Raw genomic sequence first — 21813 nt, forward strand, 5'->3', positions numbered from 1 at the left:
TTACCTTTCAAACTCTATTTTAAAGACTATTCAAGTTTTAAATGATGTCTTTTCTTCTCTTCTTTAGGTATAGTAACTGTTAAAACACCATCAGCGAATTTAGCACTGGCTTCTTCAATTTTAATCTGTTCTGGTAAACTAACGGCTCTTTTAGCTTCACCGTATTTTCTCTCTTTTTTGATGAAATTTTCGTCTTCAACTACGGATTCTTCTTCAAATTTGGCCATTACTTCCAGGGAATCTTCAGTTAAATCAACAACAATGTCTTCTTTTTTAACACCAGGAAGATCTGTTTTCACTATTATATCATTATCGGTTTCTATAACATCCATTGCAGGTTTGGCTGTTGGTACTCCGTATTCTGACATTGCTTTTTCAAATTCTCTCTGTTTTTCACGAAAAGTGCTTATCATATCTTCAAATATTTTTTGAGCGGTGGTTCTACCTTTTTCTAATCTCTTTTCCACGCTTGAAGCTTCTGTTTCAATTGGAACTTCTTTTGCTTCCTTTTCTCCACCTTTTTCCATCTCTAATTCTTTTTTTGTCTTAATTTCTTTTTTCTCCATTATTAAATTCCTCCAGTTTCCTGATTATTAATTCTACACCAGAACCTTTTGAAGCTGAAATCATTACAGGTTCACCCAGTTTACTACTATATTTTTTTAAATACTTATTATTTTCTACCAAATCCATTTTGTTAAAAACACTGATTATAGGAGTATCAAAAATATGTTCTATTTCTTCTAAAAGGCGCATTTGAGCGTCAAGTGGGTAACCAGATGTTTCTGATGCATCAAAAATGTATAAAATTATGTCTGCAAGGTGTTCAAGCGCAACCATTGCACGAAGTTCGATGTTATTCATATCTCTTACAGGCCTATCCAGAAGTCCAGGTGTATCGATTATCTGGTATTTTTTCCATTTTTTCTCAAAATGACCTATCTGGATTCCATGGGTTGTGAAGGGATAGTCTGCTACTTTAGGTTCTGCAGGTGTAATTTGCCTGAGGAGTGTGGATTTTCCAACGTTTGGAAATCCTGCAATAACTATTGTAAACGCTTCAAAATCAATTGTGGGCATATTTCTAAGCTTTCCTTTTACAAAATCTAAAAAGTTAAGTTCGTCCTCTATCTGGTGCATTACAGATGATATTCTACCGAATGCTGCTTTCCTGATATTGGCTGCATTTTCTGGTCTTGAACGCCTCAATTTAAAAACAAATTCGTTCTCCAATTTTGTCATTAATCCTGCTGCCCAATTTAAAGCTCCAAGAGACTTTTTAAGTTGATCTACACCCACCATAACATCAATATAGTCTTGATAAAACATGTGCATGCGTTCAACCTGCGGTGTTTTGTCAAGCAAGTTATTTAGAGTATCTCGTGCAACCTGGAAAGCTGTTTTTATCCTGGCCTCTTCTGTTTTTTTCGCCTTTTGATAGCGAGGAATTTTTGAAGTTCTCACTTTATTTGCTGCCTTTTTTGCCCTGCTGAAGCTTTTATCCAGTATTTCATCAGGAGTTGGTACTGTTGGTATAAACATTTAAATCGCCTGTCCTTTATAGTATTACTAATGAAGTAAATCATGAAAATACAATAAAATCAAATTTATTTGCCTTTTTGACGTGAATCATCTTTAAGACATGAATATTATTTCATTACATACTATTGTATTAATTAAAAGAAGTATTTATCCATTTTTGAAATTTTAATCTATTAAAAATTTAGAAATTTTGGCTTTGTAGAAATCATTTTATATAACGGTAGTTATAACTTTAAAAGACAATAATTGGGGGAATTATTTGAATATTCGCTCTATTGAAGAGATAAATCGAAAAATCAAAAGAGGGGAGGCAACGGTACTTACTGCAGAAGAAGTCAGCGGCCTTGTTAAGAATGGAAAGGAGCTAAAAGCAGAGGATATAGATATTATAACCACAGGAACATGTGGAATAATGTCTGGAACAGCTGCAATATTCCATGTAAAAGCAGACGAACCAGGATCATTTAAAAAAGCTAAAAGTGTACTCCTGAATGGTGTACCAGGGTTTCCAGGTCCATGTCCAAATGAATGGCTTGGTTCAGTTGATTTAATCGTTTATGGAACATCCCGCAGCGTTTATGACGAAGATTACGGTGGTGGGTTCTTATTTAAAGATATTGTATCTGGAAAGGATATAGAAATTGAAGTTGAATCCACACATGGGGAAAAAATAAAATCAACAGTCAATATAGATGATTTTGGTACGGCAAGAATGATTGGAACCCGCTTAGCATTTAAAAATTATACAGCATTTGTAAATCCTACTGGTGAATCTGTTGCATCGATATTTCATGCAATAGAAATGGAAGGGCCTTACAGAGGACTTTCATTTTCAGGGTGCGGCGAATTAAATCCATTACAAAATGATCCGGTGATGAATACTATAAAAACCGGAACTAAAGTGCTCATGTGTGGTTCAGAGGGAATAATAATTGGAAATGGTACAAGAAGCACTCCAGAAAAGCCGAATTTAATGATTTCAGCAGATATGTATGATATGGATCCTCATTTCCTCGGGGGGTTTAAAACTGCTGCTGGACCAGAAGTTTTTAACAGTGTGGCTGCTGCAATCCCTGTTTTGAATGATAAGATACTTAAAGATACATATGTCATAAATAAGGATATTCCACTTCCTATTGCCGATATCAGGGGAAGACATATGCCTTTAGGAACTACAAATTATGCTGAAGTCTGGGAAAATGTGGATGAAAGACCAGTATACATTCCAGAAAATTGTATGGACTGTAAAGTATGTATAGTGCGTGAAAGATGCCCAACTGGAGCTTTTGGCGATAATTTCAATACAAATAGGTGTTTTGGCTGTGGAATGTGTGCTTATTCCTGTCCTTACGGTGCATTCCAAATGAAACGTGGAAAAATCCAGTTTAAGGCCGATGATAAGCTTATGGATGTACCTGTAATATGCAGACAGTCTGATATTAAAAGGGCACGAGAATTAGCCATTGAGCTTAAAAATAGGATTCTTAAGGGAGAATTTTCAATTTCAAAATGCTATTAGTAAATAAAATAAACTTTTAATAGAGAACACAGTTTATATGTGTTTTTTATTTTTCTAAGATATTTAAAATCTCTTTATGTAATAAATCTCTATTTTCAAGAGTAACTTCAAATTCAAGCAGATCGTCCCTGATTTTTATCCCTGAGATAAATGGATGTGTTGATTTTCTATGTATTACGGCTAAAACAGGTTTTTCATCATCAAATGCTTTTTCAACTGCTTTCTGGAATTCTTTGCTGTGTAATTCCATAGGTGCTATTTCATCTACCATTACATAATCAGATCTTTTTAAGGCGTTTTCAATGGCGGGAACCCCTATTTCATTTAAATCTTTTAGATTAACCTTATATTTGCCAACTTTAGGTCCTTTACATTTAATATGAGATAATATTCCCTTTCTTTTGTTTGCAAGATCGATAATACTAAATCCAACTCTAATTCCCCCTTCTTTAATTTCTGGACAGATAATTCCACCTATATGGTATCCCTCTTCTTCAAGGGAATTCTTGATCCTTTTAAGGACAGTGGTTTTACCCACGCCTGGCCTTCCAGTTATTAAAATATTCAAATCAATCACAATAAGTGTTTAAACATTAAATCCTGGTATTTGAGGAATAGATTGCGAACCAAACATCAATAGTCCTGCAATAAATCCAAGAATTAATGCTATAAATAATAAAAGGACTATATTTCCTATTCCTGACCCTGATTTTTCCTTATAATCCTCTTCATAATAATCTTGTTGATGATATTCAGATTCTTCATATTCCTCTTCATCATAATACTTAGAATAATCAGGGCTCTCTGGGTTTGAATATTTCATATATCTTTGTTTTATAGGCTTTTCAACTGTCTGGGAGTTATCAAAACTAAATGATCTTGAATCATTATTATACCTCTTTGCAGGCTTGCTGAAATTAGAATTATCAGAGTAAATTGACTTTAAATCTTCGTAATACTTATTTTTCACTGTTTTTGGAATTAAAAGTTCCATTCCACAGTTAGGGCAGTATTTCTCCCCCTCATCAATGTTTACCCCGCAATTATCGCAGATCATATCAATCATTTTTGGTTAAGAAATTTATTGTCCCTGTCTTTTTAATAGAATCCTGATATTTTTATTACTAACTAAATGTGTTTATTGAAATTTGGAGGAAATGAAAGATTTCATGTTTTTTATATTAAATTTATTAAACCTATACTTTTTGCATAATTTATGGTTTCCTCTATTTCTCCACGACCGGGATAACGCATTATTTCAGGAAATTCATTTGCCCTGTAAACTGGCCGGTATTGCCCCATAATGTTTACAACAGTTTCATTTCCTAAATTTTCAGATATCCATTTTAAAATAGGTTTGGAACAGCATTCAACATGGTTAGGTAACACCAGATGTCTTATAATCATATCTCCTGCTTTTTTTGCCATCAAATGATTTCTTGTTATGATATCCCAATAATTAGGCACTCTTGAAAGTCTCTGTGCACAATTTGAAGGCCCATATTTAAAATCACTTAGATAAAGGTCAACAAAGCTGTCTAAAAGTTTCATGGCATCTTCACTCATGTAAAAATTGCTGTTCCAGATAACAGGAATATTTTCACGGGTTAATCGCATTGTTTTTAAAATATAAAGTAGATTGGGGGTTGGATCTCCACCTACAAAGTTCACGTTCCTTGAACCTTCCATTCTCCGTCTATCAATAATTTTTGCCAGATTTTCTTCACTTATTTCTATTCCAGACCCTGGAAATTGACTTATGTCAAAGTTTTGACAGTAAACACATCTAAAATTGCAGCCTGTAAAAAATATGGTGTGACTGGGTACAAGTGGGGCTTCTTCACCAATATGCAGGAATTCAGAGGCAATTTTAGAATTTAAAACTCCACAAAAGCCAGTATCTGTATTTCTATTTACATAACATCTTCTTTCACAAAAATAACAGTTTTCAAAAATATTTTCTGCAATTTTAATTTTTAAATCAAGGTAAGAAAAATCAGGCTTTTTAAGGTCATTAAAAGCAAATTTAGAGTACTTATCGTTAAAATCTACCCTTAAAGATTCATGTTCTTCCCAAAGAGAATTGATATAGTTTTTGCACGCTTCAATCCCCATGGCAGCATTTGACCTTGAAGGTCTTTTATTCAGCATGATCTCAAAGTAAGTGGAAAGTTCTTCTTTTATTGTGCTATTTTCAGTAATTCTTCGCATGTGAATTTATCCAATAACTCTTAAAGAAGATGCTAAAATTCTTGGAATAACGAAAGGTCCTATTTGACGGGTTTTTCCTGAAATTCCAGACGCTGTTTTCATGACGTTAAATATATTTCCAGATAGCATTGCTTTTTTAACAGGCTCACTTATTTCCCCATTTTCTATTTTAAAGGCGTTATTTACTTCAACTGAAAAATCACCTGAAATTGGGTTGGCTGTATGTGCCCCTAAAACATCTGTAACAATCATTCCCTCATTAATATCTGAAATATCTATCATATCACTGAACTGGATTATAACGTTGCTTAAACCAACTGCAGGCATATCTGCAAATGAAGCACGCATCCCGTTACCGGTACTTTCTGCATTTCCCTTTTTAGCGGTGTATATATCATAAATAAAATTTTTAAGCACTCCATTTTCAATAATAGTGGTTTTTTGTGAGGGAGCACCTTCACCGTCGCCTCTTGAAGCGTTTAAACCACCTTCATATGTTCCATCATCGTAAATACTTAGTGCACTTGAAACTACTTTGTTACCAGTTTCATTTGCATAAATAGACCTTCCTCTCTGGACGTTATCGGCGTTTACAGCGTTTACAAATGTCCCCAGAAGTCCTGCTCCAGCTCTTTGATCCAGTACAACATCGATGTCCTTTGTTTCAACTGCTTTTCCGTTTAAGGATTTTTTGGCAATGTCACTGGCATTAAATGCAATCCATTCCGGGTTAATATCGAAGGATCTTGACGAATCTCCTTCATAAGCTGTGGATATTACTCCATTTGATTCTGCATTAACAGCTATGAATCCTGAAAATGAAGATGATTTTTCTTTACAGTTTACTCCCTTTGAATTTAAGATAAGACTTTCATAGCATCCTGCAGAAAATCCTCCAGAAGTAGGTTCGCATTTTTCATCCTCCACCATGTTTATCATTGTTTTTGCAAATTCAATGGAGTCTTCAATAGCCATGGATTCAATTTTTTTATCATAAAGTCCTTTAACTGGGCTGTATCTGGTTTCCTCTGCAAAATCGAAGTAATTATCTGCAATATTAGATTTTGCATTAAAAATTGCATTTTCTATCATCTCTTTAATTTTATCAATATTTGTGGTGTATGAAAATCCCATTTTAGTGTCTAAAATTACTCTTATTCCTATTCCACATGTAAAATCTTCTTTTGCAAATTTTACTTCATTATTTTGAACATCAACACCTATACTTTTTTCCTTTTCTACATAAACTTCGACATGATCAGAATTTTTTAAAGCAAAGTTCAATGCATCTTCTGCAAGATCTATCAAATTTAAAGCCTCCAAATTTTTTAACAAAAATTTGGGGTTCCAAAATTCATTCTGAATTTTGATAACCTCCATCTAATTTAAAATAAATTTTTCTATTGCTTCTGCAGTTCCATCACCGTATGGTTTTCGGGTTACATAGTCTGTATTTTCTTTTAGTTCTTCATCAGCGTTTGAAACAGCTACTTTAAACCCTGCAACCTCAAGGAACTCCAGATCGTTTTCACTATCTCCAATAGCCATTATCTCATCAGGTGTGGTTCCTATGTCATTTGCAACGATTTTCAGGGATTTTCCCTTGTTAACTTCTGGATCTGTAAGGTGAATTGCAAATTTAGTATCATAGACTTCAACATCAAAGTCCCTCACAGCTTCTTTTACAGTATTTACATCAATTGTTCTTCGTATGGCAATTTCAGAAATCCTTTGATCTGAAAATTCTACTTTTTCTACAGGATACTTTGATTTTAGAAATTCATAGGCAGGTCTGCACTTTTCGATGTTTCCAATTATTTGAGTTCTTTTACGTGTTTGTATAACTCCACCGTTTTCTCCAACAATTCCACCAGACGTACCTAACATTATTGCCACAGTCCTTGCCACACAAAGTATATTTCCAGTTACTAAAATGACGGGATAACCTCTATCTTCTGCACATCTAATGGCATTAATTGCATTTACACATATCTTTCTATTTTTGTCGGTTATGGTACCGTCTATGTCAAGAGCAATTGCTTTCATTAATATATTTCTCCAAAATACTTAAAAATGTGAAATTTGGAAGGAATTAGAAACTGGAACCATATCTAAAGGCAATATTACATGTACCTTCTTTACTTACCATGCAGGCGCCTATTGGATTTGTAGGATTGCACCTGGTTTTAAACAGTGCGCATTCTTCTGGCCTTGCCACTCCCCGTAAGATTGGACCACATATACAGCCTGTTGGAACTTTTTCTCCCTGTTTTACTTTAATATCGAATCTTTCCCGGGCATTAGCATCTGAAAATTCATCTCTTATTTCATAGGCAGAATTTGGAATTTCAGGAAAACCTCTCCATTCTTTGTCTTTAATATAAAAAACCTCATCCATGAGTTCCTGTGCTTTTATATTACCTTCTTCCTTTACTACCCGCTTGTATTCATTTTGAACTTCTGCTTTTCTGTCAAACTGTTTTAATACCATGTAAATTGCAAGCAGCACATCAAATGGGTTAAAACCTGCCACAACTTGAGGGATCCCATATTTTTTTGAAAATTCTTCATAAGGTCGCGTTCCTATAATTGTTGAAACATGTCCAGGTTCTATAAGTGCATTTAAATTTACTTCACCAGATTCAATTAAAAATTTCAGTGCTGGGGGAATTAATCTATGACATGATAAAAATGATAAGTTTTCTGGAGGACCTGCCGATATTTCAGCGGCGGTGGTTGGTGCTGTGGTTTCAAAACCCGCTGCCATAAAAACAACTTCATTATCTGTCTTTTTTGCTATTTCTGTGGCATTGTTGACTCCGTAGACTATTCTCACATCTGCTCCATCAGCTTTTGCATCTTGAAGTGTTCCTGTTGTTCCTGGAACTCTTAACATATCTCCAAAAGTTGTAATGGTAACACCTTCTCTTGCAAGATATAGACATTCATCTATTTCTATGGATGGAACGCAGCAAACAGGGCAGCCAGGGCCTGCAACCACTTCCACTTCCTCTGGGATTAATGATCTTATTCCATGTTGCATTATGGTATGTTCGTGAGATCCACACACATGCATGATTTTAACTGGTCTTTTAATGTTTTCAATCCGTTCTACTATCTCTCTGGATAAATTTTTCATACCAACACCTTATTGTGATTTATTTCATTGTAATACTTGTTAATGCTTTTATTGTTAATTTAAGGGCTTAAAATTTCTATATTGTATTTAAAATAATTTTTTAGTTTATGGGGTTAAATTTGATTATTTATTCATTTTATCAATTAATTATATTGTAGATATGTTGTTATAAATTATTCTGTAGGGTCTATCTACAATTCAAAATCAAAAAATAAAAAGTGCAAAAAATTTTAGTTTCATAATATTTCATTTTAGATTTTAAATAGATTTATAAGTATTGAAATATGTAGTTCTAATGAATTGATGTTCCTTTGACCTCCCGGATCAGCAAAATTGTAATACTATAAAAAAATTTATTATTATTAAAGACAATAATAATTTAATAATGCTGTGGGACTTTCAAAGTAATTAATGGCAAAAAAATCAGTAAAATAAATACATGCTTTGATATGTAATAAAAATGCATAATCTTTTATATACTTTAGATCACTACAAATTGATGGAGTTTAGGTGAATTCAAGCGTTACAGTTAAATATCTTTAATGTAAATCTATTTTAAAAGCATTTATTATAATTAATCACAGCAACCTTTGTGATATACTGGTAGGTAATATGAAAATTGCAGTGGTCGGATTGGGAATAGAAGGTAAAAATGCTGTAAAATCCCTTATTAATTATGGATATAAAGTTTATGCTTCGGATATGCGAAAAAATCTGGATTTAAACTATAACAGCGCTTTAGAAGTTGATCTTGGTTACCATGATTTTGATAAAATTGATTCTGCAGACGCAGTCGTTGTAAGCCCAAGTTTATGGAACAGTGAAATCGGGAAAAATGTTAGATCCAGTAAAAAAGCTTTATCTGATATTTTAGCATGTCATAAATCTGTTTTTACAATAGGAGTAACTGGAACAAACGGTAAAACAACAACCTGTTACATGATTAAAGAAATACTTGAGAAGGCTGGTTTAAATGTCCTTGCTGGTGGAAACGCTGGTGGAGGATTTGAAGGATATACAAACCTTATACTTGAAAGTTCAAACAAAAAATACGATGTTTTGATAGTAGAAGTTTGCGATATGACCCTTGACTTTTGTTCATATGCATTTGATTTTGATCTTATAGTTGTAACAAACGTGGGTCACGACCATATGAATTATCATAATTCTCTTGAAAATTACAAAAATTCTTTATCCAGGTTTTTAAAAGGTAAAACAGCAATATTAAATGGTGAAGATGAGATTTTAGCCCAAATTAAAGAATATCCCTCAAAAACGATCTTTTTTAGAAATGTTAAAGCTAATCTTAGTTTATTTGGGAAATTCAATCTGCAGAATGCAGCAGCAGCAGAAAAAGCAGCGCAATTTTTAAAAATACCACAACATGTAATTAACAAAGCGTTAGAAGAATTTAAAGGTGTTAAAGGAAGGTCTGCAAATTTAAATATTTCTGGATGTAATATTATTGTGGGTAAAACAGATAATGTAGATGCTGCAGAAGCAGTCTTTAAAGAATTAGATTATGACGTAGTTATGATTGGCACGCCAAGAGAAAATGAGAAATGCCGGTTTGAAATACTAAAAGAAGTAGCCAGAGCTAATCTAAAAACAGTGGTTTTATTTCCGGGGTTGGAAAATACAACAGATATGGCACTTGAAAAATTAATAAGTGAAGGTCATGAGGGAGCTATCAAAATAATGGAAAGTACTACAGATATCATAGATTTTACAGTTGAATGCAGTAAAAAATATGAGAACGTGTTTATAGGTGGAAATGGCCAGGAAAAACTGATAAAAATACAGAAAACATTACAATGGTTAGTAAAAGACGATATTGTGATTACAGATAAGAACGTGCTGATAATAGGTGCTGGAAATATAGGGCGGTCTGCAGCAGATTTTTTGAATTATTTAGGTAATGATGTTATTATTTCAGATATTAATGAATTTGAGGATCTGCCCAAAAAAGCACAGAAAAAAATTGAAAAGTTAAAGACAAAAGGAATAGCAGTAGAACTCGGGGTCCATATGAACGAGCATGCAATGTGGGCAGATGTTGTTTTTATTTCCCCTAACATGCCTGAAAATTCTGAAATCCTGCAATTTATTTATGAATGTAAAGAAAACTATGAAATAAAGGAAATAGACACAAAAGATATTGCTAGAATGATAAATTCCATCATAAAGATTCCAATGATTGGTATTGCTGGAACAGATGGCAAAACAACCACCACTAACATGATGAATTTTACGCTGACTGATAAATATAATACTTTACTTTTCTCATCCCTGGAGAACTCTCTGGTTATCGAGGGTCTGGTTGATTTTATTGTGGAAAATGGAACTGGAAGCGCTGATTTTGCTGTTTTTGAACTTCCTCATGATACGATACAAATGGTTAACGGGCTTGAAATCTGTTTGGGGATTTTAACCAACCTGACACCAGATCATATGAATGAATTCAAAAGCTATGAAGAATATGTGGAAAGAAACGTTGCTATAAAAGATTTACTCCATAAAAATGGAGTTTTAATTGCAAATGGTGATGATCCAATTATCAGCAGACTTACCCCTAAATTTGACCAGGAAGTAATTTACTATGGCTTTGACAAACCCCGGGAAATAGTAAATGGAGGTAAAACCTACTATCACAAACATAACATTGATTATGATATTTTAGCGGAAAATGTGGAACTTAAGGGACTGTATGGTTCTGAATTTACCCTTAAAACTGGAAGAATACCCACTGTAATCTGTAAAAACTGCGGTAAAATGTGCTGTAGCTGCGGTAACTTTGAAAGAAAGTACACAGGACCAGTGAATATGAGGATAAATCTTAAAGTGCCGGGTTCATGTAACATAGAAAATGCGATGGCCACATTTGCTGCGGATCTGGTTCTTGGTTTTGATCCAGAAAATATTAAAGATAGAATTGAAAAATTTCCAGGTGTAAGTGGCAGATTTGAAAAAATTGACATTGTTAATCACATTAACATATTCATGGACGCTGCTCACAATCCTGATGCAATGGAACATCTCCTGGATGGTTTAAATCCTGGAGGAAAACTTATAATATCTGTGGATAATCCTGACACCTTTACAGTACGTGATAAATTTAAAATATGGGAAATACTTGGAAAATATGCAGATGTAGTTATTGCAAGTGCGAAAAATGAAACAACAGAAGAAACAGATATCGATACTGCAAAAACAGTGGTTGAAGGTGCAAGTAACTTAGAATCTTACTGGACCACTAAAGTGTCTGATTCAATTTTAAAAGCATTGCAAATTGCAAATAAAGGAGATACTATAATTCATATAGGTCCTGGAGTCGTAAATGCATACGAAAATGTGAAATCAGAGATATATGAAGGTATAGACATGTTTAAAAAGCTGATCCCCCTCAAACTAACTTAAAAAAGAGAGCTGATTATTATGAAAGTGCATGGATCTAAAATCGTGGTTATCGGTGGTTGCGGAACTGCCGGCAGTTTGATGGCAAGGGTTTTAAAAGATAATGGTGCAGATGTGACAGTTTCTGACCTTCTAACCCAGAGCCCACAAATAAAGACACTTAAAAAAGAAGGAATAAAACTCAGCCTTGGGGGGCATGATGAAGAAATATTGAAAAATACAGATATAATTGCAGTGGCCCCCAGCCTGCTTAAAAATTCCAGATTAATGGAAAAAATAAGAAATACTACTGACGCAGATATAATAAGTGTGGATGAAATTTTAAGATTTTGTGAGGTTAATAAGCCTGTTGTGGCAGTAACCGGGACAAACGGAAAGACTACCACTACCTGGATGCTTAAAAACATTTTAAAGCAGGCAGGACATAAAGTTCCAGAACATGAAATGAATATTCAGGGTAATAATGAACTAATTCCACCATTACAGGCCCGACTGAATGGTGATACTGCTGTTTTAGAGATAGGTACTTCTGGTAAGCCTGATGAAATAAAAAAATCTGCAATAAACTCCAAAGTAAATATAGGAGTAATGACCAACATATCCCAGGACCATTTAAATAATTCCGGGAATTTTTCAAATTACATTGAATGTGAAAGCGAAATTGTAGAAGTCGCTGATTTATTAGTTTTAAATTCTGATGATCCACTAATTGCATGCCTTGGATTGGATAAAAAGCTGGATAATAGCTTATTTTATGGAATTGAACATATAGATATGGACATCGATGCATATCCTGAAATAAGAAAATGTCCTCTCTGCCATATGGATCTTGAGTATCAACTTCATTACCTGGGTCATCTTGGTATTTATGAATGTTCATGTGGATTTAAGCGCCCTGAACCTCATGTAAAAGCTTATGATATCACAGGCAACCAGTTTACACTGGTTATGGATTCAAATGAGGCAAAAGTTAAATTAAAAAACAGAGGAATTCACAATGTCTACAATGCCCTTGCAGCAGCATGCGGAGCAAGGCAACTGAATGTTGATTTTGAAGATATTATAAAAGGTATTGAAAGTTTTGAGGGAGTAAAAGGTAGATTTCAGGAAATAGATATTGGAAATAGAGTAATAATTGATTATGCTCATAATCCTGCAGGTGTTACTGCTATAATTCAAGCAATGGCTCCCGAAAAATCTGAAAAATCAAAACTGATCGTTGTTAACACCATTTCCTCAGAAAGTGGAATTGATGGAGATATGGAAATCGCAAAAATATTGAAAAATGCAGATATTATAATAGCAGCATCAAATGCAAGTAGGATTACACTAAAGAGAATGAAATTTGATACTCCAGTCATATTCACGAATTCAAGTAAAAAAAGTTCAAAAAAAGGAACTTTAGGTGCAAATAAAGAGCAGGTGGAAGAAGGCATAAGTCAGGCTATTTCTATAGCTAAAAAAGATGATATCATACTGGTAATCGGAGAGGGAGGAATGAAATATTCTACCGGGATACTTGAAAAATTCAAAAATTAATTTATTAATACTTGTTTTACTGGGAGCTGCTATGTATCCATTCGGAAATGCTATAGCAGATTATTATCCTCCACAAGGGCCAACTGAAATCACATCTTTAAATTTAGGTGATACAGTTGTATCTGGGATGGATATTGTAGATGATAATAAAATTAGAAAAGTCCCATTGCTCTACAATCCAGAGTATTTAATGGATCATGTAAATGATATGAAAACAGGTGATCTTATAAACACCCTGTTAACTGGAACAGTTAAAACGCCAATTGAGAGAATTACAGAAAGTACAATATCAACATCTGGAATTGCCCATGGTTTTGAAGGTCCAGGGATTCTTGCTGTAAACGAAAATAAATTGACTGTAAATCCACCAGGAACTTTTGTTTATGGATATAAAAGTCCTTATGTATTTGGAGTTAAAACAAAAGATGGTTTAGAGATTAAAGAAGGAAAAAACACCATTAAAGTAGTACCATACGATCAGATAAGTAATGATACTGTACCCCACACTCACGTAAGCGCAGGCAGCATTAAAAGATGGTTTAAAAGCGCAGCAACTGGTGAACGTATAACTTTAGATTATGCAATCACTAATTTCAACGATGGAAGGAATAGAATAACTCCAGAAAATATTCAGAAATTCTTTGGGGACGACGTTGTAAATTATATGAAGAGATATCCTGCAGGATTACCTGTACTTGTCTATGCTCAAAATGTAACTGAAAAGGTCATTGGAAATAATAGAGATTCGCTTGGATCTTATCCTGAATACAATGATGCAATTAGAGAGCATAATGCACGGGCATTTGTAGAAGCATGGAGTGGAACCATAATTCCCCCATATGCCACTTCATCAAGTAAGGATACTATAGGATTTGGAAGATCTCCAGATCCTAATGCGCCTGGAGGATGGGCTTCTCATGGTGTTTGCCCTGCAGCAAGAGCATTAAGGGGGGCAGTATCTCAAGCAGGATTTGAACTTCCCACTGGCCTTACATGGGATAAATATGCAGTACAATTTGGATATACCGTAACAAACATTAAGGTAACAAATAATAGAAACTACCCTGTAAAAATTTTAATGTGGACAGAAGGATCCGGGCCGGGCATGGCTATACATGCTAAAGTTATAGCACTCATGCCCCAGCAATAGCGGGGGGTAGTTTACATGATATCTGCAATTATAACAGCAGCAGGAAAAAACAGACGGATGCAGCAAGATTTAAAAGCCCGTGGCATGGAAATTAAACATAAACTCCTCCTTGAACTCCATGGAACGCCCATAATGCTAAAAACAATCCAGAACACATTAGATACAGGCGTATATGAATGTATAGTTGTTTTAGGGCATTTCAGCGATGAAATAAGGGAAGTGATCGATGAACTGGATGATGAAAGGGTAAGGATAACTGTAAATCCAGAAATTCACGTTGAATTGTCTGAATCACTCTTAAATGGAGTTAAAATGGCTAAATATGATTATTGCCTTTGTGTTGCAGCAGATCAACCTACAGTATCAACTGAAACCCTTAAAAATCTTGTTAATGGATTATTTGAAAGAGAAGCTGAAAATACAGTTTCAATTCTTGCAAGAGGTCGTGTGGGATATTTGAATTCAGCAGAAGGCCTTGGAATGCCATTTGCATGCCATAAAGGTCTTTTAAAAAAATATATGGTTGGACACAGTGATAATTTGAATCCAATCCTTAGAAAAATGGTTGATGATGGAGTTATTTTTTATGGAGTTCCACCACATAACGATATGGAGTTAATAAACATCAACCGGTTTGATGATTATTTGAAGGTAACTGAAAAAAAAAGAAGTAAATTTTGAAGTTTAGAATTCTTTCTGTTCTGTTTCCTCTTCAAGAAGGTCTAAACGATCTTCAATCTGTTCAACGATTTTTCCAAGTCCTTCCACCAGTTTCAGCGTGTCAAATGTCCAGTTTGCAACTAATTCATTGTCAATCTCGCCTTTTTCAATGTATCTGGTCATGATATCTTCCAAACTTCCAACTTCATCTAAAATTTCAAATAATTTTTTCTGCGCCATATAAAATCACTCCTAAAGATTATTTCATGGATATGAGTGCAGTAACAATGCATCCAATATTTTCGCCATTCATCCCCACAATTACTTCATCCTCTTTTATACCTGCAAACTGTCTTGAGCCGCTGCACCCAAGGGTGAAATTGGCAGTGTTATTGACGAAAGGACCGGCCACAGCATCAGCACATACTGACTGAATTCCTGAAAAACTTGCTTCTAATCTGCCTCCACGGGTGTAAACCATAGCTTGTGCCAGTTTCATTGCCTGGGCAGGCTTACAAATTACTATAATCACATCAGGATCAAATTTAACGTTTTCTAAGGGCGCATAAATGATAGCTTTCATCATGGGGTCTATTTTAGGGATTGCTTCCATTGTACGCTTTGCAGATCCTAAACTTTTGAATCTACCAAGGCTTTGATAAAATTCACCTGTTTTTATCTTCTCTGGAGTCTCTATTAATCCAATAGCGGCAGCCCCACCTTTACACATCTGTTCTTCACCTGTTGCATAGAACATTTCACCTTGAGCTGCTTTTTGGACCATTTCACAGTGCCTTATGTTTTCATCTATTTTTTCAATTCCTTCTGGAATGTTTTCTTCCCTTAAAACAAATTTTATTGCTACTGGAGATTTATCCAAGCCTAATTTTTCTTTAAGTTCCCTTGATACCATATCGTATCCTTCTACTTCGCAGGTGCCTTCTGCCATGCTTTTCACCGTTTTTATTATATTTTTTAAATTATTTAACTGTATTGCAGTTCTTTTTCATAAAAAATGATTTTGCAAAAGAAAGCTTACTTTGAATTCAAATGCTAAAATAAGTTGATGATGAAATGAAAGATATTTAGAGTAAAAATAGTAAAAATTAAAGATTATCCTGATTTAACCCCTTCAACAAGTTCTTCAATCTTGTTTTTAACATTAGAACTGTCTTCAACTACAGTACCGGTCACCACAATATCTGCACCAGCCTTTGCAATACGTGCAGCGGTTTTGCCGTCACGTATCCCTCCACCCACAATTACAATTATATTGCTCATTTTTTTAACTGCCGTAATCATGGCTTCTGGAACGTGTTTATCAGCACCAGAACCTGCTTCAAGATATAACAACCTCATTCCAAGGCATTCTGCAGCCATTGCATATGCAACAGCAATATCTGGCTTGTTTCTTGGAATCAATTTAGCGTCTCCTACCCATCCAACTGTTCCACCAGGTTCAACAACAAGATAGCCCATTGGAAGTATTTCAATTCCCATTTTTTTAATTGCGGGAGCGCCTAAAGCCTGGGCACCAGTTATCCAGTAGGGATTGCTTGAATTTAAAAGGCTCATAAAAAAAATTGCGTCTGCATATCTGCTTACACCACTAATATTTCCTGGAAAAAGAATAACTGGAACATCAACGCTTTCCTGCAGGGCTTTTGCAGTTGCATCAAGTTCTGTAGGTTCTGTAGTTGATCCGCCAAGCATTATTCCGTCTGTTCCTCCAGATACGGCTTCTTTTGCTATTCTTACAGCTTCTTCAGGACTCTGTTTTTCTGGATCTAAAAGTGTTAAATGTATTTTGTGGTCTTTTAATGTATTTTTAATGTAGTTTTCGACTTTCATTTTACCACGGCATGGAAAAATAATTATAATAATTGAAATCAATGTATAAATAAAAAATGGAGGATAACCCTCCGAATCGAAATAAAGGAATTTATCTATCCTCTTGACTCTTTAGCTTTTGGTCTTAGACCTTTGTAACCGCATTTTCTGCATGTTTTTGCAGTTGGGGGGTTTCTTGCATTACATTTTAAGCATATTTTGATATGGAATATTCTGTTTTCTGCTTCTTCAAATCTAGCCATTTATTATCCTCCTTATGTAATTATTTAATTTAATTTTAGATAGTTTAAAATATAAGTTATTCCAGGTATTTATTTTGAATTTCTACAACTTCCAAACTGTTTTTAGCTTTAGAATAGCTTTCTAAGAGCTCTTCATTGAGCTTTAGAAAATGAGGGCCCCATTTGAATGGAGACATAATGTCAACAGCTATATCTTTAAACCCAATTATATAAAAACCTGCTGCAATTGCCTCTGCAGTTGACAGTATACATGGTTTTCCATAATTGGTTGGATTTGCAGCTATCAAAAAGGGTAATGATCTGCTGTTTTTTCCTGTTTTTAGTCTAAAAGGAACTTTATCTAACCTTTTCCACGAACAATCAAGTCCTACAAGTCCTTTTTCCATTATTGTCTCTCTATCTTCACAAGATAAAGCTTTCTGTGAATAAGGATCCAGGATAATTGCACCGGCAGGTACCATATTTAATTTTGTAACTACTTTAACTTTTCCCTGTTTTCCAAGTTTAACCGTGGTGCATTTCTTACGATCACATTCTTCTTTGTGGTATACAACGATTCTCATTTCTAAAACACGTTCTAATCAATATTTCTTTTAGTTATTTAAAAGAAAACAATAAGTCACAACAACTGATTATATAGCTCCATATTTAAAAATTTATGCTTTTAAAAAAAAGACCTTTCATACTCTATTATCTGGGATACAGCCTCTTTTGCATCTTTTATGTCTTCAAGGTCATAATAACGCCCTCCTGATGCTAAGGCAATTTCCATGTTGGTGCTCCTACCATATTTAACAGATTTTTCAAAATTAACAACGATGGTAGTTATATCATTCTCTTTAAGGTTTTTTGCAGCATTAATGGCATCTCTTGTAGGGCCTTCCTTTATTCCCACATTAGGCATTCCATCGGTTAATATCATCATTATTGGAACATATTCCCTCTTTCTTTTCTCTTTTTTAAGCACTTCAAAACCTTTTTCAATTCCAGAAGCAAGAGGTGTGGTCCCACCTACTCTAATATTATCCACATACTCTTTAAATGAAACTGCACGTCTCGTTGTAGGGACAATAACTTCTGCACCCTGACCTTTAAACCCGATAACACTGATTCTATCCTTATGTCTGGCAGTATCGTCAATTAATTGATTTAGAATCCCTTTAACTTTATTTGCTTTCCTTTGTGAAAACATAGATCCGCTTACATCAACAACAAGTGCTATGGAAGCTCTTGAACCGTGTTTTCTCACTTTCTGGCGTATATCCTCATTTTCAACCTTAATTCTGCCATTTGATCTGATTGCAGCAGCCCGCAGAGTTGCATCTATAGCTATATCCTGATTACCATTTTTAGGAAATTTACTTTTTATGTATTTACCTTTCTGTGTCTTAGAATCAACTCGTTTTCCATAAAGACGATTTTTAGTTGCGCCTTTCATTTTAAGGAGCTTTTTTATGTCAATCTTCTCGCTATCAGCATCAACACTGCCTTTTTCATCTTCCTTACTTTGAAGTTTCATTCCTTTTTTTTGATCTTCACCCTGTTCAGCAGGTCCTGGAGAAATATTCACAGTTCTATTTTCTTTTTCATCATCTTCTTTTTCTTCTGGGGTTTCTTCAGGAGTTAAATCACCGTTTTCATTGTTATCTCCATTACCTCCTGATTGATCTTCATCACCGTCGCTTTTTTGATCTTCATCTGAAGGTGTTGATTCTCCTTTTGTATTATCCTGTTGTTCTTCTCCGCTTTGATCCTTTTCTTCTTCAGCAGTGTCAGAAATCGCTTTTTCCATCATTTGTTTAATTTTATTTTGGTCAAATGTTTTAGGAAGTCTTTCACCAAGAACAAGTAACATTGCCTCTTCCAAGTCATCATAAGTAACTTCAACGTGTTTATTGTAAGCTGCAATAGTTTTTGCTGTTTTTAATATGGCAATATCTGCCCTATGACCATCAACTCCTATATTAACGCTTACGTGTGCTATTGCTTTCATAATTTCAGAAGATACATTTATATTTTTAAGAAGTTTCCTTGCACTTAAAATGTTTTCAAGAATTTTCTGCTGTTCTTCCTTGAATTTGTCTGCAAATGCTTCAGGATCACTTTCAAACTCTTCCCTTCGTGCCATTATTTCAACACGGTCTTTTATGTCCATAATGCTGTGTGCGACAATATGCAGGCCAATTCTATCTGAAAGCTGTGGTCTAAGCTCACCTTCAGCAGGATTCATGGTTCCAACAAGTATGAACCGTGATGGATGGGATAGGGAGATTCCTTCTCTTTCTACAACATTTATGCCATAGGCAGCAGCGTCCAGCAGGACATCGACGATGTTATCATCCAGAAGGTTTATTTCGTCAATATAGAGTATATTTCTATTAGCTTCAGCAAGAATACCTGGCTCTAAGGCTTTAATACCTTCTTTAAGTGCTTTTTCAATATTTATTGATCCAAGAACACGGTCTTCAGTTGAACCCAGAGGAAGCTCCACAACGCGCATTTTCTTCTTTTCTATCTTCATGTCTTCAGATATACAAGAATCGCAAAGTGAACCTTTATCCTCAGGATCGCAGTTAAATGGACAGCCTTTTACCACTTTAATGGAGGGTAAGAGGTCAGCGAGAGCCCTGACTGCTGTGGTTTTACCAGTACCCTTGTCTCCTTTAATGAGCACTCCACCAATACCGGGATTAATTGCATTTAATATAAGTGCTTTTTTAATGTTTTCCTGACCAACAATTGCTGAAAATGGAAAAATAAGATTTTTCAATGATTTCACCGTTTTAGTGCTCTTAAATAATTTAAGATAAATCTGGTTGTATATATAAAATTTGTCCATAATTATATATACTGTTAATAATATTATGTGGAACTACAAATGATAATAATTTAGAAATTTTAGAAAAATCATTCATAACAAATAATAAATAAAATGTTCAACATAATGAAAAACGGTGGTAATAAATGTGTACTGTTGGAGGCCCAATGGCAGATATTAAAATGAAAAAGCTTAAAACCAGAAGATACAGGTGCCTGGATTGTGGAAACGAATTTAAGGGGCTTGGAAAAAGAGTAATATGTCCAGCATGCCAGTCAGAGAACGTAGAAGCCTTAGAATAGATAAGGATCAAATATTATTTTTAATTGGAAGTTCTGGCGAACTGGGCATCATCAAATCTGGCAGAAAAAAGCAGATATTTATAGGAATGCCTGATAAAGAAGAAATAGTTGTATTTCTTGAAGGTGAAGATTTAATAGTGGTTTCTGCATTCTGTAAGGGAAAAAAAGCAGAAAAAGGAATCAAGAGTTTGCTTTATCTGCTTAAAGATATGAATTTTCCAATTACTGTCCTTCCAGAAAACCACCCAACTTCATCAAGGTTACCTATGGTGGTTGCTACAGGAGATCACATTCGTTTAAACTGTAATATAGTTCCAGGCACCCATCCTGAGCAGGATATTTTATGTGCATGTGAGGATCTCTCAGGTACCGAAATAACAGCAACAGAAAAAGGTGTCGACATTTTAGGCTCAGTTAAGAAGTTTAAAATTGAAAAATTTTAATAGGGCTAAACTGCATTGCCTTATTTTAACCTGTTTAGATGGGTTAGTTTAATAAACATGAAAAAACTTAAGGGTATCTACCATGTGGGTTTATGAATTTTATCAAATTTTTGGACAAATAGTTTTTATTGCAGGTATTTTAATATTAATCCTGCTATCTGTTACACTTATTCTTGGAAAGGTTCTTATAAGGCAGGAAAAACTTATTTTCCCCCGGCTGCTCCTATTTACTATAGATGTATTTTACGGACTTTTCAAAAAATTCGCCGGTAATGTGGGAGTAGATGAAAAAATAGTGGATCAAATTGGTGTTGAAGTTAGAAATAAGGTCAATGAAAAGTCATTTAAACAAATTGATGATAAGGATAAGGTTTTAATACTCCCCCACTGTTTAAGAAACCCGAAATGCGAGGCCAAACTGAATATGACTGGTCTTCACTGTACTCACTGTAATCGGTGTGTAATAGGTGTTTTAAAAGAAAAGGCAGAAGATAGAGGATACGATGTATTTATTATACCTGGATCAACCTTTTTAAAGAAAATATCCAAAGAAAATAAATTTAAAGCCGTTTTAGGCGTTGCATGCTATCAGGATCTGAATCTGGCCATGATGAAACTTTCAGATTTCCACTGTCAGGGTGTGCCTCTTTTAAAAGATGGATGTGTCTGTACAAAGGTTGATACAAGGGCTGTTCTTGATAAAATGGGAATTGAACTCCCTCAAAATACTAAAATTCCTCAAAGTAATGTTACATGCAGTAAAGAACGTCTATCACGTAAACTACTTTAATTTTAATAAAGGATGTCCTCCATTGCAACTGCAAGTTTAAATAACCTCTGGTGGTTAGCCTATTAGGCTCTACTCTGGTAATTGAAGTTTTCCACTTCAATCATGCGGCTTAAAAGTTCACTTATTGTGTAAACTTCTGCACAAATAGTAATATTTAAATATTTGTATTTATGATAATATTAATTAGAAAGAT

General features: G+C 34.5%; 22 protein-coding genes. 8 read left to right on the forward strand and 14 right to left on the reverse strand.

The features are described from left to right. Nucleotides 1-26 precede the first annotated feature (26 nt). Nucleotides 27-566: an Hsp20/alpha crystallin family protein gene (locus PQ963_00110; GenBank protein MEN4028074.1), complete on the reverse strand. Its 540-nt coding sequence runs from the start codon at nucleotides 564-566 to the stop codon at nucleotides 27-29. Continuing rightward, nucleotides 547-1542: an NOG1 family protein gene (locus tag PQ963_00115; GenBank protein ID MEN4028075.1), complete on the reverse strand. Its 996-nt coding sequence runs from the start codon at nucleotides 1540-1542 to the stop codon at nucleotides 547-549. Before PQ963_00115 ends, PQ963_00110 begins: the two co-directional genes overlap by 20 nt. A gap of 259 nt (nucleotides 1543-1801) precedes the next feature. On the opposite strand from PQ963_00115, the gene PQ963_00120 reads away from it, so the two are divergent. Further along, nucleotides 1802-3061: a methanogenesis marker 16 metalloprotein gene (locus tag PQ963_00120; protein MEN4028076.1), complete on the forward strand. Its 1260-nt coding sequence runs from the start codon at nucleotides 1802-1804 to the stop codon at nucleotides 3059-3061. A gap of 46 nt (nucleotides 3062-3107) precedes the next feature. Here the strand turns inward: PQ963_00120 and PQ963_00125 are convergent, their stop codons facing one another. From PQ963_00125 to hypD, 6 genes are all read right to left on the reverse strand, one after another. Next, entirely contained in the window at nucleotides 3108-3638 is a 531-nt protein-coding gene (locus PQ963_00125) for an NTPase (protein MEN4028077.1), read from the reverse strand. A 9-nt stretch (nucleotides 3639-3647) separates the two neighbouring features. Further along, complete coding sequence (locus PQ963_00130) at nucleotides 3648-4127, reverse strand: zinc ribbon domain-containing protein (protein MEN4028078.1); 480 nt, start codon at nucleotides 4125-4127, stop codon at nucleotides 3648-3650. Nucleotides 4128-4237: 110 nt separating this feature from the next. Beyond that, complete coding sequence (locus tag PQ963_00135) at nucleotides 4238-5272, reverse strand: radical SAM protein (GenBank protein MEN4028079.1); 1035 nt, start codon at nucleotides 5270-5272, stop codon at nucleotides 4238-4240. A gap of 6 nt (nucleotides 5273-5278) precedes the next feature. Further along, complete coding sequence (locus PQ963_00140) at nucleotides 5279-6580, reverse strand: TldD/PmbA family protein (protein ID MEN4028080.1); 1302 nt, start codon at nucleotides 6578-6580, stop codon at nucleotides 5279-5281. A 72-nt stretch (nucleotides 6581-6652) separates the two neighbouring features. After that, entirely contained in the window at nucleotides 6653-7318 is a 666-nt protein-coding gene (locus PQ963_00145; protein MEN4028081.1) for a phosphoglycolate phosphatase, read from the reverse strand. 46 nt (nucleotides 7319-7364) lie between these two features. Then, nucleotides 7365-8411 carry a hydrogenase formation protein HypD gene (hypD, locus tag PQ963_00150; protein MEN4028082.1) on the reverse strand — a complete coding sequence of 349 codons (1047 nt, stop codon included), beginning with the start codon at nucleotides 8409-8411 and terminating at the stop codon, nucleotides 7365-7367. Between the two features lie 612 nt (nucleotides 8412-9023). Between hypD and PQ963_00155 the strand changes: the two genes are divergently transcribed. From PQ963_00155 to PQ963_00170, 4 genes are read left to right on the forward strand one after another with little or no spacing between them, the layout of a single operon-like run. After that, nucleotides 9024-11828 carry a Mur ligase family protein gene (locus PQ963_00155; protein MEN4028083.1) on the forward strand — a complete coding sequence of 935 codons (2805 nt, stop codon included), beginning with the start codon at nucleotides 9024-9026 and terminating at the stop codon, nucleotides 11826-11828. Nucleotides 11829-11846: 18 nt separating this feature from the next. Beyond that, nucleotides 11847-13364, forward strand: coding sequence for a Mur ligase family protein (locus PQ963_00160; GenBank protein ID MEN4028084.1), 1518 nt, complete (start codon nucleotides 11847-11849; stop codon nucleotides 13362-13364). A 31-nt stretch (nucleotides 13365-13395) separates the two neighbouring features. Further along, entirely contained in the window at nucleotides 13396-14514 is a 1119-nt protein-coding gene (locus tag PQ963_00165; protein ID MEN4028085.1) for a hypothetical protein, read from the forward strand. Nucleotides 14515-14529: 15 nt separating this feature from the next. Then, nucleotides 14530-15195 (forward strand): NTP transferase domain-containing protein, encoded by a 666-nt coding sequence (locus PQ963_00170; GenBank protein ID MEN4028086.1) that lies wholly within the window; start codon nucleotides 14530-14532, stop codon nucleotides 15193-15195. A 3-nt stretch (nucleotides 15196-15198) separates the two neighbouring features. Here PQ963_00170 and PQ963_00175 read toward each other — a convergent pair whose 3' ends face one another. From PQ963_00175 to PQ963_00200, 6 genes are all read right to left on the reverse strand, one after another. Next, nucleotides 15199-15414, reverse strand: coding sequence for a hypothetical protein (locus PQ963_00175; GenBank protein MEN4028087.1), 216 nt, complete (start codon nucleotides 15412-15414; stop codon nucleotides 15199-15201). Nucleotides 15415-15433: 19 nt separating this feature from the next. Then, on the reverse strand, nucleotides 15434-16123 hold the full coding sequence (locus PQ963_00180) for a DUF169 domain-containing protein (GenBank protein ID MEN4028088.1): 690 nt from the start codon (nucleotides 16121-16123) through the stop codon (nucleotides 15434-15436). Between the two features lie 164 nt (nucleotides 16124-16287). Continuing rightward, nucleotides 16288-17025 (reverse strand): geranylgeranylglyceryl/heptaprenylglyceryl phosphate synthase, encoded by a 738-nt coding sequence (locus tag PQ963_00185; protein MEN4028089.1) that lies wholly within the window; start codon nucleotides 17023-17025, stop codon nucleotides 16288-16290. 95 nt (nucleotides 17026-17120) lie between these two features. Further along, nucleotides 17121-17267, reverse strand: coding sequence for a 50S ribosomal protein L40e (locus PQ963_00190; protein MEN4028090.1), 147 nt, complete (start codon nucleotides 17265-17267; stop codon nucleotides 17121-17123). A 56-nt stretch (nucleotides 17268-17323) separates the two neighbouring features. Then, nucleotides 17324-17830 (reverse strand): DUF367 family protein, encoded by a 507-nt coding sequence (locus PQ963_00195; protein MEN4028091.1) that lies wholly within the window; start codon nucleotides 17828-17830, stop codon nucleotides 17324-17326. 101 nt (nucleotides 17831-17931) lie between these two features. Then, on the reverse strand, nucleotides 17932-20046 hold the full coding sequence (locus PQ963_00200; protein ID MEN4028092.1) for a VWA domain-containing protein: 2115 nt from the start codon (nucleotides 20044-20046) through the stop codon (nucleotides 17932-17934). A gap of 185 nt (nucleotides 20047-20231) precedes the next feature. Between PQ963_00200 and PQ963_00205 the strand changes: the two genes are divergently transcribed. The 3 genes from PQ963_00205 to PQ963_00215 all read left to right on the forward strand — a co-directional run bounded on the left by PQ963_00205 (nucleotide 20232) and on the right by PQ963_00215 (nucleotide 21620). Next, on the forward strand, nucleotides 20232-20387 hold the full coding sequence (locus tag PQ963_00205; protein MEN4028093.1) for a hypothetical protein: 156 nt from the start codon (nucleotides 20232-20234) through the stop codon (nucleotides 20385-20387). Then, nucleotides 20354-20830, forward strand: a complete 477-nt coding sequence (locus tag PQ963_00210; protein MEN4028094.1) for a hypothetical protein — start codon at nucleotides 20354-20356, stop codon at nucleotides 20828-20830. The genes PQ963_00205 and PQ963_00210 overlap by 34 nt, the downstream gene beginning before the upstream one ends. 82 nt (nucleotides 20831-20912) lie before the next feature. Beyond that, nucleotides 20913-21620 (forward strand): DUF116 domain-containing protein, encoded by a 708-nt coding sequence (locus PQ963_00215; GenBank protein ID MEN4028095.1) that lies wholly within the window; start codon nucleotides 20913-20915, stop codon nucleotides 21618-21620. Nucleotides 21621-21813 lie beyond the last annotated feature (193 nt).

This window comes from Methanobacterium sp., from assembly GCA_039666455.1.
Taxonomy (GTDB): Archaea; Methanobacteriota; Methanobacteria; order Methanobacteriales; family Methanobacteriaceae; genus Methanobacterium_D.

Coding starts and splice junctions, on each gene's coding strand:
- PQ963_00160 (MEN4028084.1), top strand. CDS start 11,847: ATGAAAGTGCATGGATCTAAAATCGTGGTTATCGGTGGTTGCGGAACT.
- PQ963_00135 (MEN4028079.1), bottom strand. CDS start 5,272: ATGCGAAGAATTACTGAAAATAGCACAATAAAAGAAGAACTTTCCACT.
- PQ963_00110 (MEN4028074.1), bottom strand. CDS start 566: ATGGAGAAAAAAGAAATTAAGACAAAAAAAGAATTAGAGATGGAAAAA.
- PQ963_00115 (MEN4028075.1), bottom strand. CDS start 1,542: ATGTTTATACCAACAGTACCAACTCCTGATGAAATACTGGATAAAAGC.
- PQ963_00215 (MEN4028095.1), top strand. CDS start 20,913: ATGTGGGTTTATGAATTTTATCAAATTTTTGGACAAATAGTTTTTATT.
- PQ963_00210 (MEN4028094.1), top strand. CDS start 20,354: ATGCCAGTCAGAGAACGTAGAAGCCTTAGAATAGATAAGGATCAAATA.
- PQ963_00175 (MEN4028087.1), bottom strand. CDS start 15,414: ATGGCGCAGAAAAAATTATTTGAAATTTTAGATGAAGTTGGAAGTTTG.
- PQ963_00145 (MEN4028081.1), bottom strand. CDS start 7,318: ATGAAAGCAATTGCTCTTGACATAGACGGTACCATAACCGACAAAAAT.
- PQ963_00130 (MEN4028078.1), bottom strand. CDS start 4,127: ATGATTGATATGATCTGCGATAATTGCGGGGTAAACATTGATGAGGGG.
- PQ963_00195 (MEN4028091.1), bottom strand. CDS start 17,830: ATGAGAATCGTTGTATACCACAAAGAAGAATGTGATCGTAAGAAATGC.
- PQ963_00185 (MEN4028089.1), bottom strand. CDS start 17,025: ATGAAAGTCGAAAACTACATTAAAAATACATTAAAAGACCACAAAATA.
- PQ963_00165 (MEN4028085.1), top strand. CDS start 13,396: ATGTATCCATTCGGAAATGCTATAGCAGATTATTATCCTCCACAAGGG.
- PQ963_00180 (MEN4028088.1), bottom strand. CDS start 16,123: ATGGCAGAAGGCACCTGCGAAGTAGAAGGATACGATATGGTATCAAGG.
- PQ963_00170 (MEN4028086.1), top strand. CDS start 14,530: ATGATATCTGCAATTATAACAGCAGCAGGAAAAAACAGACGGATGCAG.
- PQ963_00190 (MEN4028090.1), bottom strand. CDS start 17,267: ATGGCTAGATTTGAAGAAGCAGAAAACAGAATATTCCATATCAAAATA.
- hypD (MEN4028082.1), bottom strand. CDS start 8,411: ATGAAAAATTTATCCAGAGAGATAGTAGAACGGATTGAAAACATTAAA.
- PQ963_00155 (MEN4028083.1), top strand. CDS start 9,024: ATGAAAATTGCAGTGGTCGGATTGGGAATAGAAGGTAAAAATGCTGTA.
- PQ963_00205 (MEN4028093.1), top strand. CDS start 20,232: ATGTGTACTGTTGGAGGCCCAATGGCAGATATTAAAATGAAAAAGCTT.